The 20,970-nt window shown below is 63.5% G+C and carries 15 protein-coding genes; 3 read left to right on the top strand and 12 right to left on the bottom strand.

Annotation, left to right across the window (positions count from 1 at the left end; genetic code table 11):
* From IB262_RS09680 to IB262_RS09710, 7 genes are all read right to left on the bottom strand, one after another.
* Positions 1 to 187: hypothetical protein (locus IB262_RS09680; protein WP_143556300.1), on the bottom strand; the 187-nt coding region annotated here is incomplete at its 3' end.
* Positions 188 to 189: 2 nt separating this feature from the next.
* Positions 190 to 477 (bottom strand): XapX domain-containing protein, encoded by a 288-nt coding sequence (locus IB262_RS09685; protein WP_034789552.1) that lies wholly within the window; start codon positions 475 to 477, stop codon positions 190 to 192.
* Positions 478 to 561: 84 nt separating this feature from the next.
* A complete protein-coding gene (locus tag IB262_RS09690) occupies positions 562 to 1,212 on the bottom strand; it encodes a hydrolase (protein ID WP_060528934.1) in 651 nt (216 codons plus the stop codon).
* A 146-nt stretch (positions 1,213 to 1,358) separates the two neighbouring features.
* On the bottom strand, positions 1,359 to 2,267 hold the full coding sequence (locus IB262_RS09695; RefSeq protein WP_192493527.1) for an AraC family transcriptional regulator: 909 nt from the start codon (positions 2,265 to 2,267) through the stop codon (positions 1,359 to 1,361).
* 227 nt (positions 2,268 to 2,494) lie between these two features.
* Complete coding sequence (locus IB262_RS09700) at positions 2,495 to 3,403, bottom strand: AraC family transcriptional regulator (protein ID WP_060605999.1); 909 nt, start codon at positions 3,401 to 3,403, stop codon at positions 2,495 to 2,497.
* A gap of 133 nt (positions 3,404 to 3,536) precedes the next feature.
* Positions 3,537 to 4,427 carry an AraC family transcriptional regulator gene (locus tag IB262_RS09705; RefSeq protein WP_060606145.1) on the bottom strand — a complete coding sequence of 297 codons (891 nt, stop codon included), beginning with the start codon at positions 4,425 to 4,427 and terminating at the stop codon, positions 3,537 to 3,539.
* Between the two features lie 742 nt (positions 4,428 to 5,169).
* Positions 5,170 to 7,458, bottom strand: a complete 2,289-nt coding sequence (locus IB262_RS09710; RefSeq protein WP_192493528.1) for a hypothetical protein — start codon at positions 7,456 to 7,458, stop codon at positions 5,170 to 5,172.
* Between the two features lie 439 nt (positions 7,459 to 7,897).
* Between IB262_RS09710 and katG the strand changes: the two genes are divergently transcribed.
* The 3 genes from katG to IB262_RS09725 all read left to right on the top strand — a co-directional run bounded on the left by katG (position 7,898) and on the right by IB262_RS09725 (position 14,815).
* Positions 7,898 to 10,105 carry a catalase/peroxidase HPI gene (gene katG / locus IB262_RS09715; RefSeq protein WP_113505524.1) on the top strand — a complete coding sequence of 736 codons (2,208 nt, stop codon included), beginning with the start codon at positions 7,898 to 7,900 and terminating at the stop codon, positions 10,103 to 10,105.
* Between the two features lie 405 nt (positions 10,106 to 10,510).
* Positions 10,511 to 11,623 carry an efflux RND transporter periplasmic adaptor subunit gene (locus IB262_RS09720; protein WP_110818735.1) on the top strand — a complete coding sequence of 371 codons (1,113 nt, stop codon included), beginning with the start codon at positions 10,511 to 10,513 and terminating at the stop codon, positions 11,621 to 11,623.
* 3 nt (positions 11,624 to 11,626) lie between these two features.
* On the top strand, positions 11,627 to 14,815 hold the full coding sequence (locus tag IB262_RS09725) for a multidrug efflux RND transporter permease subunit (RefSeq protein ID WP_112771434.1): 3,189 nt from the start codon (positions 11,627 to 11,629) through the stop codon (positions 14,813 to 14,815).
* A gap of 105 nt (positions 14,816 to 14,920) precedes the next feature.
* Here the strand turns inward: IB262_RS09725 and IB262_RS09730 are convergent, their stop codons facing one another.
* The 5 genes from IB262_RS09730 to ytfR all read right to left on the bottom strand — a co-directional run bounded on the left by IB262_RS09730 (position 14,921) and on the right by ytfR (position 20,841).
* On the bottom strand, positions 14,921 to 16,444 hold the full coding sequence (locus IB262_RS09730) for an FAD-dependent monooxygenase (RefSeq protein ID WP_192493529.1): 1,524 nt from the start codon (positions 16,442 to 16,444) through the stop codon (positions 14,921 to 14,923).
* A gap of 151 nt (positions 16,445 to 16,595) precedes the next feature.
* Positions 16,596 to 17,324, bottom strand: a complete 729-nt coding sequence (locus IB262_RS09735) for a FadR/GntR family transcriptional regulator (RefSeq protein WP_060528942.1) — start codon at positions 17,322 to 17,324, stop codon at positions 16,596 to 16,598.
* 15 nt (positions 17,325 to 17,339) lie between these two features.
* Positions 17,340 to 18,308: a galactofuranose ABC transporter, permease protein YjfF gene (gene yjfF / locus IB262_RS09740; RefSeq protein WP_034789588.1), complete on the bottom strand. Its 969-nt coding sequence runs from the start codon at positions 18,306 to 18,308 to the stop codon at positions 17,340 to 17,342.
* Positions 18,305 to 19,330 carry an ABC transporter permease gene (locus tag IB262_RS09745; RefSeq protein WP_060519347.1) on the bottom strand — a complete coding sequence of 342 codons (1,026 nt, stop codon included), beginning with the start codon at positions 19,328 to 19,330 and terminating at the stop codon, positions 18,305 to 18,307. Before IB262_RS09745 ends, yjfF begins: the two co-directional genes overlap by 4 nt.
* Positions 19,327 to 20,841, bottom strand: coding sequence for a galactofuranose ABC transporter, ATP-binding protein YtfR (ytfR, locus tag IB262_RS09750; protein ID WP_034789593.1), 1,515 nt, complete (start codon positions 20,839 to 20,841; stop codon positions 19,327 to 19,329). Before ytfR ends, IB262_RS09745 begins: the two co-directional genes overlap by 4 nt.
* Positions 20,842 to 20,970 lie beyond the last annotated feature (129 nt).

Here is a 20,970-nt window from a genome sequence, read left to right on the forward strand (position 1 = left end):
TGACGGCAACGGCAGTGGCAGTCGGATTGGCGCGGTCGAGCGTCGTCACGAGGCCGCTGTGAAGGATCAGGTCGGGCGTCATCGAAGTATCTCCGGTCTGTTGGGCGCCGGCGGTGCGGGCCGACGGGAAGAGAGCGGGCAGCGCCAGCGACGAGGCGGCACCGAGGAACGAGCGTCTAGTCGGCATCGTCAGGCCCTTTCGTCGGTGCCGGCAGCATCCTTCGCCGTGCCGGTTGCGATCTGCCCGCCGGGCAGATGGCCGAACACGTGCGGCATGCACTGCCGATTGAACCAGGAGAGGTTGACCGGCTCACCCGACAGGGCGCGCTTGACCAGGGGGACGGATTGCTCCCCGATGAGAATGCCAAGCAGACCGATCAGCGCGATGACCGGCGGCGCCGGCGAGCGGACGTTGAGCAGCGCATAGATGACGCCGACGACCAGCCCGGCTCCAAGCGAGAGAAGGTACATCTTCATCGCCAACTCCTTTAGGGGATAAAGGTGGCGCTCCGGCCGCAGCGAGGCGGCCAGAGCGTTAATCTAGAGCGCGGAAGCGTTCTGTCAGTGGCCTTCGGACGCGCCGAACATCGACTTGGCGTAGATGATGCCGAGGCCATACGAACCGCCGAACTTCTTGGCGATACCGGTGGTCATGTCGTAGGTCTCGGTGCGCGCCCAGTCGCGCTGCAGCTCGAGCATGTATTGCAGCGAGGTCATCGGCCGGACGCCGGCCTGCACCATGCGGTCCATCGCCCGCTCATGCGCCTCATCCGAAACGTCGCCGCAGGCGTCGGCGATGACATAGACCTCGAATCCCTGATCGAGCGCCGAGAGGGTCGGGCCGACGATGCAGACCGAGGTCCACAGCCCGCACATGACAAGGCGCTTCTTGCCGATGCGGTTGACCTCTTCGATCACCGCGACGTCTTCCCAGGTGTTCATCGAGGTGCGGTCCAGCAGTTTCTGGCCGGGGAAGGCATCGGTGATCTCGGAGAACATCGGGCCGGAGAAGGTCTTTTCGGCAACGGTCGTGAGGATGGTCGAAACGCCGAAACCTGCCGCCGCATTGGCGACAAGTGCTGCGTTGTTGCGCAGGAGCACCGCGTCGATCGACTTGGTCGCAAAGGACATCTGCGACTGGAAGTCGATCATGATCAGGGTGTGGTCTTTGGGCGAGACGAGGAGTTTACCGGGGGTCGCTGTCGCAGACATGGTCGTGACCTCTTACTGTTGAAACTGAACTCCGATTGGAGAGGCCCAACTATGCCGCCGACCGGCGACCCGTTCTTGTCGCCAAAGGTGGATTTTTGAAAGTTTCGCTCGCCTTCAGCCGGCAGGGCGCGTGTACTTTCAGAGGGTTACGACTGTCGGCTGCGCCGCCACTGGCGCGGCGTGGCACCTGCGGCCTGCGCAAAGGCCCGGGTAAAATGGCTCTGATCCGAAAAGCCGCAGACGACGGCAATTCCACTTAGGGACGTGGGCGAGAACTGCAACAGATCCTTGGCCTTTTCGATCCTCTGCTGCAGCAGCCAGCGGTAGGGCGTGCTGCCCATGGTCTCGCGAAAGGCACGCAAAAAAGCCGCCTGCGACAGATTGCAGGTCGCAGCCATGTCCTCGACGGTGAGCTCGCCATCCAGACGGGCTTGCACCAGATCGCGGATCTTTGCCTGGCAGCGCTGCGAAAGCCTGCGTCCTCCGGCAAGGCTCTCGCCACGGCCGTTACCGTACTGCCGGACCATATGCACGCCGATTGCCACCGAGAGCTGGTCGACAAACAGCGCGCTTCGATCCGTGTATCCGTCCACCGACGCAAACAAAGCGCCGAGCATGCCGCCGAGAACAGGGTCGGGCGAGCCGGAAACGGGCCGCAGCTCGCTCACGCCAGAAGCATTTGCCGCGTCTGCGATGCGTTCGAGCGCACCGTGGCCGATTTCAAGCAAGGTGAAATCGAAGGATCCTTTGAGATCGGCTTTATAATCGTCGGCAAAGTTCCTGACGTAGATCGAGTTTTGGTCGAACTCCTGGGTCGCAGAGTGGTGCGCTCCGAAAACCCGGCGGCGATGACCGCCCACAAGCGATAGGCCGATCAGATAGCCTCGTCCGTTGCCAGGTGTCGTGACCTGGCCCGGCGGTCCCGCTGTCGACCGCTTGCGGTGGAAGACCATGTCGCGGCCTTCGATCGTCCTGTCGTCATCCAGCTGGTCGAGCGAGCATCCGAGACTGTCGCGCAGTCGCGCTCCGGCCGAGGCAGCGGAAACATTCGTCATCGTCTTCGCTCCTATGTGTCGAGACTGCCCGCCAAACCCACCTGCCGTGACGACGAAAACGAAAGACGTAAGTCGCCTCGCGCAGGATAAACGTGCGCGCAACTCATTCTCGGTTTCACCAAATCATTTGCAGGAGCGGCCCTATGATTGCCCCGGTCGCCGCATCATTCTTGCACGTTTTTCACCTGTTTTGAAAATTTTGCACGAGGGCGCGCCCTCTTTCCACCCTATTGCGGAGGTCGATCCACAGCGACGCCGACCAACCGGTTCTTTTTCCGGAAGCGTGCCGGCGTTTCCCCCGTCAGGCTGGTGAATACCCGGGTCATGTGGCTCTGGTCGGCAAAGCCGCTGTGGATAGCAATTTCAGCAAGAGGTGTGTCCTGAAGCAGACACTCCTTGACCCGCGCGATCCGATATTCGGACAGCCACCTGGACGGTGTGCGCCCGAAGCTTTCCTTGAAAGCCTTGTTGAAATAGCTGCGCGAGAGCTCGCACTGGGCCGCAAGATCGCCGATCGAGAACGGCGTGTTGAAATGGGCGACCAGAAACTCCGTCGCCAGCCTCTCCTGCCATGGCGCCAGCGTCCCCTTCTTGTCGACGGGGAAATGCAGACCGCCATAGGCCTGGCTGAGATGGGCCAATGCGGCAAGATTGATCTGTTCGACGAACAGCAGATTGGCCCGGTCCGGCTCATCGAGCGAGGGCAGCAGCGCCTGGGCAAGGCCGAACATGACCGGATCCACGCGTCCCTGCACGGGAGACAGCGACACATACTCGCCGCGCCCGGCCCTTTCGGTAAAGCTCCGCATTGAGGCAAAGGGAATTTGGAAGCGGACATTGTCGAAGGGCGACAGATGGTGGCACTGCCATTGGTCGCGAAGATCGGTGATCGCGAGCGAGGCCTTGGGATGCCCTCCCTCATAGACGAGTTCGCCACGCCGCCACAGGCGATGCGCCTCGAAGTCACGCATCTGCACGATGACGTTGAAGGCATCGGCGACCGGAATCAGCGGCCCGACTTCCAGATCGAAGCGATCCGAGAAGGTTCTCGTGACGGTGATGTCACCGACGCTGATCCGCTTGACGATAGGGCGCGGTGTGCGTTCGTCTGCGCTCAGTCCTTCTTGCAAGGCCATCGGTCAGGGTCTCCCGATTTCCAGCTCAGCCGCCCGCTTCAGCGGCCGGGCGGATGCTACAACGGTTGGCTGTCGCAATACAGAGGCAAATCCAGCGATGCATCGCCGAGCGTCAAAGGTCAGCATGGTACCCTCACTGCAGCCAGCGCGCGCGCCAGACGGCGGGTGTCACGCCCGTCACCTCACGAAAGGCCTCGACGAACCGGGCTTCGTCGGCATAGCCGCAACTGGCGGCGGTTTTGCTCAGCGACCATCCCTCCTCGATCAGATAGAGCTTGGCGCGACCGATCCGGTACCGCATCAACCACTCTTGCGGCGTCTGGCCGGTCACGGATGCAAAAGCCGCGGCAAAACCCTCCTCCGAAAGATTTGCGGCCGCTGCTGCTGCCGCAAACGAAAAGTCCTTGGCCCAATGGTCGATCATGAAGTCCTTGGCCGCCTTCTCCTGCCACACAGACAGATCGGGGCCGCCGGATGCGATGGCGCGATCCGGGTAGGAATGCAGAAGATGCGCGCAGATGGCGACGGCGATGTGCTGCAGTACCGCACCCGGTTCACCCTCGCTCTCGTCAAGAAGCGGCGACAGCGCCAAGGCGAGATTGTGCATGACGTCGTCGACCTCGCCGCGACGGCATCTAAGACTAGTGGCGGCGGGAGCATGCGAAAACTCGCAGACTTCATGAAACAAGGCCCGTGGCAGATGGAAAGCGAGTGAATCGAGATCGCTGACAAGCCGGATACTGGCGCCCTCAGCGAGATCGACGAGACAGATCGACCCCTGCCGGTAGCGGCGAATTTCACTTTCGCTTTCGCCCGGCACCAGGTCGCAGTGCATGACATCCTTGAAGTAGAACATCAGGAAATAGGCGTCGTCGGCCGGCAGCGATACGATGCGGCTCAGTTCTCCGTTCAGCCGGCACCGCAGGCGCGTCACCGAAAACCGGGCGTCCCGCACGGGCCGCACCATGAGAAACGGCGCCTTCGGCTCGCCAAAATACGCTCCAATACCGCTTGGCTCTGTCATCATCCGTCCAGCCCCGCCTGGCGATGGAGTTCACTCCTCGCGTGCAATCCGCTTCGATGCGCGAAAGGCCCGACGCAAGGGGGCATCTCGCGATTGCCGCTCATATCCGAGAAAAAATGGAGGGTGCTGCCAGTAATTTCTTGTACCCTTTGCTCACATTTAGCCGCAAACGGCTCTGTTTTGACTTCATGCCGCATGATCCCGCCGCTTCAAAGCGGCCGCGTCTCGGTGACGTAGCTCTCGAAGAAATCGGAGAACTTGGCAACCCTGAGCGGCAGCCGTTGACGGGCTGTGCGACATCCGGGCATTCGCGGCCTCCGTGGAAAACCTGGCGAACTCCATCGGCGACAGGCGGCGTGTGTACCCGGGCCAAGCCGTCTATGGCATCGGCTACGCCACAGGCGCGACGCTGCTCGCCGCACTCCTGGTCAAATATCCTGGTCTGTTCGAGCGAGCGGTCCTGCTGCATCCCCTTGTGTCGTGGGTGCCACCCGGCAACGCCGGACTTTAGGGCAAACCGATTCTGGCCACCGGCGGCCAAGACGATCCTACCGGTCCATTGGCGCTCACCGAACAACTGGTCGATTATCTTGCGGGGCAGAAAGCTGATGTCCGAGCCCTCTACAATCGGGGCGCACACGAGATCGGGCAGGATGAATTGATAGCGCTTCGGGATTTCTTTCAGGCGGCCATCGACTGAAGCAATGCGGGCCGCATCTGATGACGCGGCCCGCGATAGATTTTACTGCGCCTTGGCTTCGATATCGACTTGCTCGAGCAGAAGCGCCGGGTTTTCGGCAGCTCCCATCAGTTCGAGCGCGCCGACACCGGCTTCATCCTTGGCCTTGACCTTCAGCGTGAAGGTGCCGGGCTTGCTGATGAACTGGGTAAACGCCGTCGCCGCGTCCTGCAGTTTCGGCTGCGTGGCGGCAAAATGCTGCACGCCGGCGCTCGTCATCAACACGAGCAGGCCGCGAACGCTGTCCTCGGTCATGTGGTTATCCTCGGCATAGAGCTTGATGCCCTTGGCCATGATGCCCTTGTCCTCGAGCTTGAGCGTGACTTCCCTCGCCGTAAGACCGAACATCGCGATCTGCGCGGCATTGAGATCGCCGGAGAAGAAGTCCTCCGAAGCGCCGCCCATGACGCCGGAGAAGGAGAGGCTGCCCATGTCCTTGCCATCCAGCGAAATCTGCTTGATGACGAAGTTCTCGTTGGGCTCATCCCACGACAGTTCGACGTTGGACGAGAAGACCAGCTTGTCGAGGCCGATCTTGCGCAGCGTCTTGAAGCCCTCTTCCTGCGTGTCCGCAGGGATCGGAACGCTGAGGTCGCGGTAGCTGACGCGGACATCCGTCGGAATGCCGTTGCGCGGCTTCGTCAGCGCGATTTCATAGGTATCGAGCGTGAAACGAACGCGTTCCGGAACGGACGGCACGGCCGACTGCTCTACGGGCGCCTCGGCCATCGGGTCTTCCGGCACTTCACCGGCGATCTCCGCGCCGCTGGTGGCTTCGCCGTCGGTCGCTTCATCCGCCGACTGCTCTGCAGGCGCCTCGGCCATCGGCTCTTCTGCTGCATCGCCGGGGACCGCCGCGTCGCTGGCGGCTTCGCCGTTTGTCGTTTCGTCCGGCACCTGCTCGGCTTCCGGCGCCTGTTCGGCACTGATCGACGGATCGACCGCGGTTTCGGTCGCGCTCTCGTCCTCGACGGTTTCACTGTCCGTCACGGCTGCCGGGTCGCTGCCGGGCATGTCCACGTCGAGCCCGGCGATCCGGATCGTGCGGAATTCCGGCATCAGCGTGGTGTAGGGGAAGGTCTCGAATTCCTCCTCCTTCAGGCCCGCAAGCTTCGTCAGTGCCTCCATGGTCGGAGCCCAGGAGAAACCGTTGATGCTGGCTTCGGCAAACTTGAAGTAGTCGGTCCCCTCGCCCGCCGTGACACCGTTCATCGTGCCATCGAAACTGCGGCCGTTGAGCTGGAACGCCATCTTGTCGACGGCGAGCTTCACGAGTTTGCCCTCGGCGCTTTCCTGCTCTGGCACTTCCATCTTCAGGCCGAGCAGTTCCATGTCGCCCTTTGCCAGCATGTCGACCAGCGAAAGAATGCGTTTGAAGAATGCCTGGCGCTCCGCCGGTGGCAGGGCTTCCGGATCGCTGACCGCCTGGAGTTGCTCGAGCGTTTCGAGAAGCGGCTCGGTCGGCATGCGGACGCTGAGGCCGCTGCTGCGCACTTCGTCGTAACCGAAACGCGACTTGCTATCGGAGAAGGCAAGGTTCTTTACGGAGATCGGGCCGTAGAGCAGCTTCGGTTCCTTGTCCTCAGGACCGGCTTTTTGCGTGTAGATGCGGGCCATGTAGGCCACATCGAAGCTCTCTCCAGTGACGGCGCCCATGGTGCCGTCCATCTTTTCCCGCTTCGTTGCCCCTTCGCCGTCAGGAATATCCATGGCAAAGGCGAACGTGGCGCCGCTCGCCGAATAGCGCGCAACGCGGCCGCTGGCGATATCCTCGAGCCGGACATCCTTGTAGACCGTCTTCTGCTCGGAGCTTGCAACGTTCTGGACGATGGTCACTTCCGGCGCGGAGGCCTGCTTTGCCGCGAAACGCTCGATGCGCTTCAAAAGGTCAGCCTTTTCCCCGCTTGCCGTCAGGCCGGCTGCGAAAAAGTCGGGATCTTCCAGCGTTGCCGCAGGCACGGAAAGCTTGGCGGCCTTCAGGTCGAGCTCCAGGCCCTTCACGTCGAGCTTGCCGCTCAGCGAAAAGATCTTCGGACGTCCGTCGATTGCCGCGATGCGCGCGCTGACGCCATCGGCGAAAGGCAGCGTGACGTCGCGCAGATGAACGCGGCCGAAGAAGTCCGCCTCAACCGAACCGGCCTTCCCGCCGCGCTCGGCGATGAAGGTCCCGACCGCCTTTTCGAGCATGAACTTGCCGCCGACGACACCCGCGGCTGCGATCGCGATGACCGCGACAGCAGCCCAAAGTGCTTTGCGACGGCCCTTGCCGGCACCAATTTCTGTCTCAGCCACGATTTCTGTCCTTTCGTCACACGAAAAATGGAAAGCTCTTGAGTCGTTGCGGTGTGACTAACCATTGGCGCTACCTTCCGCAAGTTTGGCGGGAGTGCAGTGCAACAATTTTCTTGTATCGGCTGCAATCGGCAAACGCTCAAACGTCATCAAAAATGCATGGAGGGCTGCAAGCATGTGCCCATGGGACCCATGTCCATTAGCGATAGGATCTGCTTATCGCCACAATCAGGAAATCCAACTTAAATTAATGGAACCACTTTGATAGAGTCTACGGCACAATGAGGGAGACGCAGCCAGTGGCGACACCGCTTCGCGGAACGACAACCACCGACGGCACCAGACACGCCGGGCCGCGGGCTCGGCTGGGCGCCTGTCCGCGCCTGGCGCTTTTCCTCTGACCCATCCAAAATTCACGTCATCTTGAAGGGAGATAAAAATGGACGCGAAAGCCGACAAAACGGGCAAATGTCCCGTCATGCATGGAGCCCAGACGAGCGCACAGTCGCCCGGCACCTCGAACCGCGACTGGTGGCCGAACCAGCTCAACCTGAAGATCCTGCACCAGAACTCTTCGCTGTCCGATCCGATGGGCGAAGCCTTCGACTACGCCGAGGAATTCAAGAAACTCGACCTGCCGGCGGTGAAGAGGGACCTCTTCGCGCTGATGACCGATTCGCAGGATTGGTGGCCGGCCGACTTCGGTCACTATGGCCCGCTCTTCATCCGCATGGCCTGGCACAGCGCCGGCACCTACCGTACCGGTGACGGCCGCGGCGGCGCGGGCGCCGGACAGCAGCGCTTTGCGCCACTCAACAGCTGGCCGGACAACGCCAACCTCGACAAGGCACGCCGCCTCCTCTGGCCGATCAAGCAGAAATACGGCAACAGCATCTCCTGGGCCGACCTGATGATCCTCGCCGGCAACTGTGCGCTCGAGTCTATGGGCTTCAAGACCTTCGGCTTTGCCGGTGGCCGCCCCGACGTATGGGAACCGGAGGAAGACATCTACTGGGGCACGGAAAAGACCTGGCTCGACGACAAGCGCTACTCGGGCGACCGCGACCTCGAGAACCCGCTCGCCGCCGTTCAGATGGGCCTGATCTACGTCAACCCGGAAGGCCCGAACGGCACTCCGGACCCGCTCGCCGCCGCGCGTGACATCCGCGAAACCTTCGCGCGCATGGCGATGAACGACGAGGAAACCGTGGCGCTGATCGCCGGCGGCCACACCTTCGGCAAGACCCATGGCGCCGGCGATGCGGCCAATGTCGGCCGCGAGCCGGAAGCTGCCGGTATCGAGGAACAGGGCCTCGGCTGGGCAAGCACCTACGCCAGCGGCCGTGGTGGCGACACCATCACGAGCGGCCTCGAAGTCACCTGGACGACGACGCCGACCAAATGGAGCAACAACTTCTTCTGGAACCTCTTCGGCTACGAATGGGAACTGACGAAGAGCCCGGCCGGCGCGCACCAGTGGACGCCGAAGCATGGCATGGGTGCCAACACCGTGCCGGACGCGCACGACAAATCCAAGCGCCATGCGCCGTCGATGCTGACGACCGACCTCGCCCTGCGCGTCGACCCGGCCTACGAGAAGGTCGCACGGCATTTCTACGAGAACCCGGATGCCTTCGCCGACGCCTTCGCCCGCGCCTGGTACAAGCTGACGCACCGCGACATGGGTCCGCGCGCCCGCTATCTCGGCCCGGAAGTGCCGGCCGAAGAGTTGATCTGGCAGGATCCGATCCCGGCCGTCGATCATCCGCTCGTCGACGCCAAGGATATCGCCGATCTCAAGGCCAGGGTCCTCGCTTCGGGCCTTTCGGTATCCGAACTGGTTTCGACCGCCTGGGCGTCGGCCTCGACCTTCCGCGGCTCGGACAAGCGCGGCGGCGCCAATGGCGCGCGCATCCGCCTTTCCCCGCAGAAGGACTGGCAGGTCAACCAGCCGGCGCAGCTGGCGAAGGTTCTCGAGGTCCTCGAAGGCATCCAGCGTAGCTTCAACGACGCCCAGTCCGGCGGCAAGAAGGTGTCGCTCGCCGACTTGATCGTGCTCGGCGGCGCCGCAGCGGTCGAGAAGGCAGCCAAAGCCGCCGGCCACGACATCGAGGTCGCCTTTGCGCCTGGCCGCATGGATGCGACGCAAGAACAGACCGATGTCGAGTCCTTCGCGGTTCTCGAACCGATCGCCGACGGCTTCCGCAACTACCAGCGGGCCCAGTACGCGGTTTCGCCGGAAGAGCTGCTGATCGACAGGGCGCAGTTGCTGACGCTGACCGCGCCGGAGATGACCGTGCTCGTCGGGGGCTTGCGCGTTCTCGGCGCGAACCACGGCCAGACCGCCCACGGCGTCTTCACCGATCGCCCGGAAACGCTCAGCAACGACTTCTTCGTCAACCTGCTCGACATGGGCACGGCCTGGACGGCGACGTCCGACGCGAAGGATGTCTTCGAAGGGCGTGACCGCAGAACCGGCGACGTCAAGCGGACGGCCACACGCATCGATCTCGTCTTCGGTTCGAACTCGCAGCTGCGGGCCATCGCCGAAGTCTACGGCCAGGCGGATGCAAAGGCGAAGTTCGTACGCGACTTCGTCGCGGCCTGGACCAAGGTGATGAACGCCGACCGTTTCGACCTCGTCTGACGGCTCGATCCGGCAACAGTACTAAGCTTGGTCCCGGCACCACGCCGGGACCTATCTGCCCAGCGGCTTCGCGAAACTGTCACCGGAGGTTGCAGACCGGTCTCGTCAATTGTGACGATGTGGCACACGTAAAACGTTCGCCTCCACGCATCTCCCTCAACCGAAATCCGACAAAATCAGCCTGTCGCCTCCCTCTGCCGTGAACGGACGATGGTCTGGCAAATCATTGCTTTTGTGACAAGTTCTCTCTGAACCCGCCTTTCGCGGGCATTTGCATCATCTTTGCAAGCCTCCGCTTAAATCAACCCATGATTGCGTGACTTGGCGCGGAGAACATGTTCTGATTTCAATGCACTGCCAAGGACTGATCTTATCTCCAGCTGTTTCGTTCAGGGGGAACGTTGCATGCGTCGTTCGAGAATTCCTGCCCTTTCACTATCATCAGCACTGCTTGTCGCGATCGGGTTTTCCGCGCAAACGGCATTGGCGCAGCAGGCGCCAGCCGTGGTCGTGGCGCCGGCCACCATCATGGACCTGCGCGAGAGCGTGGATCTGACGGGCAAGGTTACGGCGATCCAGAAGGTCGATATTCGCGCCCGCGTTTCGGGTTTCCTCGAGGCGGTCAACTTCACCGAAGGGCAGAAGGTGACGGCGGGCACGGAGCTCTACCGGGTGGAAGACGGCGCCTACCGCGCCGCCGTGCAGGAGATCGAAGGGCAGATCGAGGCAGCCGAAGCCGCCAAGGAATTCGCGATCCTCGAGCGCGACCGCGCCGAGCAGCTCCTCACCAGCAAGACGATCAGCCAAGCCAAGGTCGACGAAGCGCACGCGCAAGTCAGGAAAGCCGAAGGTGACCTGATCCGGCTCAAGGGCAGCAAGGACAACGCCGACCTCAACCTCTCCTATACGAAGATCACGGCGCCTTTCGACGGCATCGTCGGCCTGACGGCGGCCGATGTCGGCGCCCTCGTCGGCCCGGACAGCGGCGCGCTTGTGACGCTGACCCGGCTCGACCCGATCTATGTCCAGTTTCCAGTGGCGACCGCACTTTACCTCACCTATCGCGAACGGGTGGTGAAGGGCGAGATCAGCGGCGGTGCCAATGTCGGGCTCGGCCTTCCGAACGGCACCGAGTACAAGCAAAAAGGCACAATCAACTTTATCGCCAGCAACGTCTCGCAAGGGACGGACACGGTGACCGTGCGCGCCGAGTTCCCCAATCCGGACAGCATCCTGCTCGACGGTGCGTTGGTGCGGGTGATGCTCGAACAATCCGACAAGCAGGACGTGCTTGCCGTGCCGCAGCAGGCGGTCCAGCGTGACCAGCAGGGCGCCTTCGTTCTGGTGGTCGACGCCAGTTCCAAGGTCGAGCTTCGCCGCATCGACGTGTCACGCAACGCCCGTGGCCAGGCGGTCATCAGCAAGGGCCTCAAGGAAGGCGAGAACGTCATCACAGAGGGCGCCGGCAAGGTTCGTCCGGGCATCACCGTCGATGCGGCCACGGCAGCAGGTGGCTAAGCGATGATTTCAGAGATCTTTATCGATCGCCCGCGCTTCGCCACGGTCATTTCCATCGTGCTGACGCTGGCGGGTCTGCTTGCGCTCACCCGTCTGCCGATCGCCCAGTTCCCCGATATCGTGCCGCCGCAGGTGAGCGTCACCGCCAGTTATCCCGGCGCCGGCGCCGACGTGGTCGAAACCACCGTCGCCCAGCCGATCGAAAGCAAGGTCGTCGGCGTCGACGACATGCTCTACATGAAGTCGACGAGCGGCGCCGACGGCTCTTATACGCTGACCGTCACCTTCGCCGTCGGCACCGATCCTGATATCGCCACCGTCAACGTGCAGAACCGCGTGTCGCTCGCCGAGGCCGGCCTGCCCTCCGAGGTCAAGCAGAGCGGCGTCAGCGTGCGCAAGAAGTCCTCCGCGCTGATGCAGGTCGTCACGATCTTTGCAGCGGACGAGAAGCAGAACTTCGACAGCCTGTTCCTGTCCAACTACGCCACGATCAACGTGCTTGATACGGTCAAGCGCGTGCCCGGCGTCGGCGATGCCCAGCTCTTCGGCGCCCAGGACTACTCGATGCGCGTCGTACTCGACATCGACCGCATGACCAGCCTCGACCTGACGCCGACCGATGTGATCAATGCGCTGAAGGCCCAGAACGTCCAGGCCGCGATCGGCCGCATCGGCGCCCAGCCGATGACCGACGACCCGCTGTTCCAGCTCAATCTCCAGACGCAAGGGCGCCTCACCGATCCCAAACAGTTTGAGGACGTGGTTCTGAGGGCACGGCCCGACGGCTCCTATGTGCGCATCCGCGACGTCGCGCGCGTCGAACTCGGCGCCGCCAGCTCCGATTCCAACGCCCGGATCAATGGCAAGCCGGTCGCCATGATCGGCACCTACCAGGCGCCGGGCGCCAACGCGCTTGCTGCCGCCAGGGGCGTGCAGGACGCGATGGAACGATTGTCGAAATCCTTCCCGCCGGGCCTCACCTATTCGGTCTCCTACGACACAGCCCAGTTCGTCGAAGCCAGCGTCGACAACGTCGAGGAGACGCTGTTTGAGGCCTTCATCCTCGTCATCATCATCGTCTTCCTGTTCCTCGGAAACTGGCGGGCGACCCTGATCCCACTCGTTGCCGTTCCCGTCGCACTCATCGGCACCTTCGCCGTGCTGCTCGCCATGGGTTTCTCGCTCAATACCGTGTCGCTGCTTGCCATGGTGCTGGCGATCGGCATCGTCGTTGACGACGCGATCGTGGTCGTCGAAAACGTCGAGCGGGTGATGGAGGAAAATCCAGGCCTGTCGGCTGCGGAAGCGGCAAGGCGTGCGATGGGCGAAATCACCGGCGCCATCGTCGCCATCACGCTCGTGCTGCTCTCCGTCTTCGTGCCCGTCGCCTTCATTCCTGGCCTCAGCGGCCAGCTGTTCCAGCAGTTTGCCGTCGCCGTTTCGGTGTCGATGGTGATCTCGGCGATCAACGCGCTGACGCTCAGCCCGGCGCTCTGCGCGGTGCTCTTGAAACCCCATCATGGGCCGAAGCGCGGCATCCTCGGTTACATCTCGCGGACCATCGACAAGGGGCGTGACGGCTATGCCTTCGTCGCCGGACACATCGCCCGGCGCGCCATCATCGGCCTGGCACTGCTCGCGGTCGCCTTCGTCGCCACGGGCTTCCTCTTCAAGGTCGTGCCGACCGGCTTCCTGCCGGCGGAAGACCAGGGCGCGTTCTTCACGGAAATCCGTCTGCCGGAAGGCGCCTCCTACAACCGCACCGACGAAGTCGTGAAACAGGTCGAGACGATGCTCGGCGGCATCGAGGGCGTTGCCAACGTCATCACCGTCACCGGCTACTCCTTCCTCGACGGTTTGTCGAAGTCCAACTCGGCCTTCGCGATCGTCACGATGAAACCCTTTGCGGAACGCCTGAGCGAAGCGGCCGGCGTCGAGGCGGCGATCCGCACGACCATGGTCAAGGGCCAGGCGATCCGCGGCGCGCAGATCTTCGCCTTCAACCTGCCGCCGATCATGGGCCTCGGCACCGGCTCGGGCTTCGAGTACCAGTTGCTCGATCTGCAGGGCCGTTCCGTCGCCGATCTTTCGGCAACGGCGGGCGGCTTGATTATCGCCGCCAACCAGAACCCGGCGCTCGGGCCGACCTTCACCACCTATTCGGCAAGCTCGCCGCAGCTCTATCTCGATATCGACCGCGACCGCCTGCAGGCCCTCGGCGTTTCCGTGAGCGACCTCTTCACCACGCTGCAGGGCACGCTCGGCAGCTACTACGTCAACGACTTCAACCTCTTCGGCCGCACCTGGAAGGTGACGATGCAGGCGGCGCAAGCCGACCGCAACGCCGTCGACGACATCCAGCGCCTACACGTGCGCAATACGAGCGGCGACATGGTGCCGGTCGCCTCGGTCGCCAAGGTCGACTATATCGTCGGTCCCCAGTCGATCGTGCGCTACAACAATTATCGCTCGATCACGCTGAACGGCCAGCCGTCCGCCGGCCACTCCTCGGGCGAGGCGCTTGCCGCCATGGAAGCGTTGTCGGCCTCGACCCTGCCGCCCGGCTACAGCTACGAATGGACCGGAACGGCGTTGCAGGAGCTGGAGGCGGCGGGCAAGACCACCGCCATCCTGGCAATGGCCGTGCTGTTCGCCTACCTCTTCCTCGTCGCGCTCTACGAAAGCTGGACGATCCCCGTGCCGGTGCTCCTGTCGGTTGCCTTCGGCGTCTCAGGCGCGCTCTTGTCCGTGCTCGTCGCGGGTCTGTCCTTCGACATCTACGCCCAGATCGGCCTCGTCGTACTGATCGCGCTCGCCTCGAAGAACGCGATCCTGATCGTCGAGTTTGCCAAGGCGCACCGCGAGGCTGGAGCAAGCATCGTCGATGCGGCGATCGAGGGCGCCCGCGCCCGCTTCCGCGCCGTGATGATGACGAGCTTCGCCTTCATCGTTGGCCTGGTGCCGCTGGTGGTCGCCAAGGGCGCCGGCGAACTCAGTCGGCGCGCGGTCGGCACCGGTGTCGCTGGCGGCATGCTTGCCGCAGCGCTCGTCGGCATCTTCGTCATTCCGGCGCTCTACGTCGCTTTCCAGTGGCTGCGTGAGCGCGGCCACAAGCTCGTGGGCATTTCCCGGCATCCGGCCGTTGAAGGCGAAGCAGCGGAACGCAAGGCCGAGACGCCGGCCGGGCACTGACGGCCGGTCGAGTTCAAGCCGACAAAGGATCGTATCTCTCGTCTCAGCTTGACGCCCCTTGCGACCAAGTATCGGCGGCGCACCGCGCCGCCGTCTCGGGAAATCTCAAGCCGGCGCCGACAGGCGGATCCCCTGTTCGGCGAAGTAGGCTTCGAGGGCTTCCGGCATCGCTCGGTCCGCAACCACCGCCACATAGCTGTCCGGACGCAGCAGATAGGCGGCATCCCGCGCCAGGCCGGCGGCGGCCTGTTGCTCGCCCCATGGGAAGACGTGAAGCGGCATGTGCTTGGCCGCGCACCAAGCTCTTATGTCGTTATGCGCCTCGCCATAGACATGCACCTGCCAGGCGATGGCCGCCAGCGAAGCGTAATTGTCGAGGCCATTGATGCCTAGCCAGGGCAGCCGATCGCCACCCTGCACCCGGCCGCGCGCACTCCGGCTCAAGGGGCCGCCGCGATAGTTGAGCTGCGTCTGCGACAGGATGCGAAACAGGAATTCTCTGACACCGCCGACGCGGTAGGCGACACCAGTCAAGGCTGGGGCGACGTGGACGCGCAGGAAATCCGCGACGCTGCCCTCGGCCGTCACGAAGGTGAACAGCCGGTCGGTCGTTTCGACAAGCTGGCGGGCAAATGCGATCCGTTCGCCTTCATAGCTGGCGAGCAGGCGGTCCGGCGCCTGTCCCTTCAGCACCGCTGCAAGCTTCCAGGCCAGATTGATGGCGTCGCCGATGCCGGTGTTCATGCCCTGGCCGCCGACCGGACTATGCACATGCGCAGCGTCGCCGAGCAGAAACACGCGCCCGCGCCCGAAGCGATCGGCGACACGATGATGCACACGGTAGGTGGAGAACCAGTTGACCTTGTCGACGGTGAGGCGAAGGCTTTCGATGGCGCGATGGCTCACATCGGCGAAGGTGAGTGCGTCTGCATCCTCCCGCTTCTCCCGCACCAGACCGATGAGGCGGCCCCGCCCCTCGGCATAGGCGAGCAAGGCGACGAAATCACCGGTTTCGAGCGATATATGGGCTTCTCCATTCGCAGTCGCCCCACTCACTTCGACGTCAGCGACGTAAAAGGTCTGGTCGTAGGTTCCGCCGGCAAAATCGACCTCCAGTCCGTGCCGGACCGGCGAGCCCGCGCCGTCGCACCCGGCAAGATAATGCGCCGTGCAAACGTCCGAGCCGCCATCGGGCAACTGCAAGCGAGCGCTAACCCCGGCGGCGTCATGCTCGAACTCGACAAGCTCGGTCTGCCGCTCGACCTTGACGCCCAAGGCCGCCAGTCGGGCCTCGAGCAGCCGCTCGTGATGATCCTGCGGATAGACAAGAACGAAGGGATAGGGCGTCATTTTCCCGCCGGTCGGACTGAAGGATATCCGCGCCTTGACCTTGCCCTTCGCCCAGAGGCTGACCGAAGGGTTGCGGTGACCCGCCTCGAGCACGGCATCGGCCAGATCGAGCTGCCGGTAAAGCTCAAGCGTTCGCGCGTGCACCACCATCGCCCGCGATGTCGGGCCGGGACCAGCGTTCTTGTCGATGATGCGGACCTTGACACCCTGGGCGGTCAGCCAGAGAGCCAGCACCAGGCCGGTCGGTCCCGCGCCGGCGATCAGCACATCCTGTTTCACCCTGCTCTCCCCGCTCGCTCTGTCGGCGGCCCGGTCGCATCGGGATTTGGGTTTCTCCGCCCACAACGGCAGCCTACGCGCAGGCGACGGCAAATGCCAAGCAGCGCAGCGGATTCCGCCTTGTGCCTTGCCCGGCGGACGCGGCTGCGGATCAGCCGCGTGCCCTCAAATTGGCGATCAACTGCTGCTGGCCGACGCGGATCACCTGCTCCATCGCAACCCGTGCACCTTCCTCGTTGCGCAGGCGGATCTGCTCGACGATGCGGATATGCGCGACAGCGACGCGGTCGATCTCGGCGCCATCGGCGGCCGTGTTGCTCAATTGAAAGACACCCATCAGCGCCGCCTCGATCAGGCTGCCGACGGTCTGCATGAACGGATTGAGCGACGCTTCGAGCAGACGGAGATGGAATTCTAGATCGGCACGCGCCAGCGTCTGCGCGCTATGGCCGGCATCGCCCATGGCAACGGCCAGCCGCATCATCTGGGAAATATCCGCGTCCGTGGCGCGGCGTGCCGCCAGTCCGGCCGCATAGGGCTCGAGCGCCAGGCGGACCTCGCTGACATGGCGGAGAAACGCCTCATCGACGCCGGCCCGGAAATGCCAGGAAAGCACGTCGCCATCGAACAGGTTCCAGTTTGCCTGCGGCATCACGCGCGTGCCGATGCGAGCGCGGGCGACAATCAGCCCCTTGGCGGCAAGTGTCTTCATCGCCTCGCGCAGGACCGTGCGCGAAACGTTGAAGCGTGCCGCCAGCTCCACATCGCCCGGCAGGATATCCCCGACAGCGAATTCCCCTCCGACCACCGCCTGGCCGAGTTCCTCGACCACGAGCCGGTGGCTCGTGCGTTTGCGCGGCTGATGGGGGGACGGCCACATCGCGCGACCCTTGCCTCACGCCCGCTGCTGGCGCTGGCGCGAAACGAAGATGATACCCTTCTGCAGCAGGATAAAAGCAAAGAGCAGAAGGCCGATCAGGATCTTCGTCCACCAGCTCGACAGCGATCCGTCAAAGGTGATGTAGGTCTGGATCAACCCTTGAATGAGGATGCCCACCAGCGTGCCGGCAACAAAGCCCGAACCACCGGTCAAAAGCGTGCCCCCGATGACGACCGCGGTGATGGCGTCGAGCTCGACGCCGACGGCGGCAAGGGAATAGCCGGCCGAGGTGTAGAGCGAAAAGACGATGCCGGACAATCCCGCAAGCAGGCCCGAGAGCGCATAGATGCGGATCGTCGTCGCCGCAACCGGCACGCCCATCAGTCGCGCCGTCGCCGTGCCGCCGCCGAGCGCATAGACATTGGTGCCGAAGCGTGTGCGGTGCGCGATCAGGATACCGATCGCGAAGACGAGCAACATCAGGCCGCCAATCAGGGTGATGCGCCCGCCGCCCGGCAGCTTGAAGTAGAGCGCCTTCAAGGTCGCGTAGAAGGGATGCTTGATCGGAATGCTGTCGATCGACAACACGAAGGCCATGCCCCGCGCCAAGAACATGCCCGCCAGCGTGACGATGAACGGCGGCATTTCCAGATAGTGGATGATCGCCCCCATCGCGGCGCCGAAGAGCGTCGCGATCGCCAGAACCATCGCGAAGGCAATGAGCGGGTGGATGCTCGTGTGTTCCAGCACTACGGCGAGAAACACGCCGGTAAAGGCGATCACCGAGCCGATCGAAAGATCGATGCCGCCGGAGATGATGACGAAGGTCATGCCGACAGCGGCAATGCCGAGGAAGGCGTTGTCCGTCAGAAGGTTGCCGATGACACGCGTCGACAGCATGTTCGGATATTGCGCCACGCAAAGCGCGTAGCCGAGCAGGAAGATCACGAGCGTTGCCGTGAGCGGAAGATATTTCGGCTTCATTTTGCGGCTCGCTCGCTCGGGTTTCTCGCACCGCGCGCCGGCACGAGGAAGGCAAAGGCCGTGCGGAAGCGCGGCGACTGAAGCACCAGGATGAAGACGATGATCGCGGCCTTGATGATCAGGTTGAACTCTGGCGGGAAGCCGGAGAGAAGAATGCCGGTGTTGATCGCCTGGATGATGATCGCGCCGAGCACCGATGCGGCGATGCTGAAGCGGCCGCCGAGCAGCGACGTGCCGCCGACAACGACCGCAAGGATGGCATCGAGCTCCAGCCACAGACCGGCATTGTTGGCATCCGCACCGCGGATGTCAGCGGCGGCGATAATGCCGGCGATGGCAGCGCAGAGACCGGAAAGCACATAGGCGGCGATCAACAGCACAGGCGTCAGCACCCCGGACAGCGTGCTCGCCTGGCGATTGACACCGATCGCCTCGATCAGCATGCCGAGCGCCGTCCGCCTTACGAGCAGCGCAGTCAATATGCCGAATATCAACCAGATCACCACCGGCATCGGCAGGCCGGCAAAGGAACCGCTGCCGATGAAGACGAGGCCGGGGTCGTTGAAGGTCAGGATCGCCCCCTCGGTGATGAGCTGGGCGACGCCGCGGCCGGCGACCATCAACACCAGCGTCGCGATGATCGGCTGGATGTCGAGCACCGCGACCAGCACCCCATTCCAGAGACCGCAAAGGATACCGACGCCAAGCGTGATCAGCAGCGTCGCGGCGAGCGAGTGTCCCGACGTGATCGCCGCGGCGGCCGTTGCGCCGCAGATCGCCATGACCGCGCCAACCGAGAGGTCGATGCCCTTGGTGGCGATGACGACCGTCATGCCGATTGCCAAAAGCACCACCGGCGCGCCGCGATTGAGGATATCGATGAGGCTGCCATAGAGGCGGCCATTCTGGATCTGCAGGTTGAGGAAGCCGGGAAACACCAGTGATACCGCCGCGACGATTATGCCGAGCGCAATCAGCTGCGGCAGCAACCGGTTGAAATAGAGCCTGAGGAACGACGTCACGACGTCCTCCTTTCATTGGTTGCGGCGATCGCTTCGACGATCTCACTGGCTGTGATGCGGCTGCCGTCGAGTTCGGCGACATGGGCGCGATCGCGAAGCACGATGACCCGGGTGCTGTAAGCGACCAGTTCCTCGATCTCCGAGGAGACGACGATCAGGGACAGGCCCTTCTCGCGCAGCGCCTCGATCAGCTTGACGATTTCCGCATGGGCGCCGACATCGATGCCGCGCGTCGGCTCGTCGAGGATCAGGAATTCGGGCTCGGTCGCGAGCCAGCGCGCGAGGATCGCTTTCTGCTGGTTGCCGCCGGACAGAAGCTTGATCGGCTTCTCCCGATCGGCCGTGCGGATATCGAGCGCGCGGATATAGTGGTCCGCCAGCCGGTTCTGCTCCGCCCGCGAGATCGGCCGCGTCCAGCCTCGGCGGGCCTGCAGCGCCAGCACGATGTTTTCGCGCACCGAGAGATCGCCGATAATGCCCGAAGTCTTGCGATCCTCCGGGCAGAAGCCGAAGCGATGGCGAATGGCAGCGCGCGGCGACGCAAGGTCGACCGCACGACCATCGATCTCGGCCCCGCCGCTGTCGGCGCGATGGGCGCCGAAGAGAAGCTCGGCGGTCTCCGTCCGTCCGGAGCCGAGCAGGCCGGCCATGCCGACCACTTCGCCGGCCCGGACATCGAGGTCGAAGGGTCGGACGCGCCCCTTGCGGCCGTAGTTTCGGAAGCGGTAGCGCAACGGCCCTTGCCGGACCTCAGCGCGCGGCGCGTGGATTTCCGCCGCCAGCTCGCGGCCGATCATCATCGCAATCAGCTCGCGGCGATCGAGATTGGCGGTTTCACGCGTTCCGACGAGCTGCCCGTTCCTAAGCACGGTAATCCGGTCGGAAATCTCATAGACCTGTTCGAGGAAGTGGGTGACGAATACGATGCCGAGCCCGCGTGCCTTGAGGCGCCGGATAATGCGGAACAGCATCGCCACCTCATGCGCATCGAGGCTCGCCGTCGGCTCGTCGAGGATCAGCACCTTGCCGGAGAGATCGACGGCGCGGGCAATGGCGACCACCTGCTGGATCGCCACCGAATAGCTGGCGAGATCGCGGGTGACGTCGATGTCGAGTTCATAATCGGCAAGCAGATCCCGAGCCCGCCGATTCATGGCACGGGCGTCGACCATGCCGAAGCGGCGCGGCTGGCGCCCGAGGAAGAGGTTCTCGGCAACCGTCAGGTTCGGCAGCAGGTTGACCTCCTGATAGACCGTGCCGATGCCGAGCGCCTGGGCTTCGAAGGTGTCGCGCGGATCAACCTCGGCATCGTCGAGCAGGATGGCGCCGCCGTCGCGACGATAGGCGCCGGTCAGGCATTTGATCAGGGTCGACTTGCCGGCACCGTTTTCGCCAAGCAGCGCATGAACCTCTCCGCGCCTGAGGTGAAAATCGACCTTGTCGAGGGCTCTGGTCCCCGGAAAAGTCTTTTCGATCCGGATCGCCTGGAGAATGTGGTCATTGGTCTGCATCGATACCGTCTCCGCGATGCTGGTATCTACTGACGAGAAGCACAGCGCCTAGCTGCGGCAAGCTGTGCTCTTCAGACGGAAACTCGGGAAAGAGCGTGGCCCGCGCGAGAAGCAGCGCGGGCCACGGCC

It is taken from the genome of Ensifer sp. ENS02 (genome assembly GCF_014851885.1).
In the GTDB taxonomy this organism is placed as follows: domain Bacteria; phylum Pseudomonadota; class Alphaproteobacteria; order Rhizobiales; family Rhizobiaceae; genus Ensifer; species Ensifer adhaerens.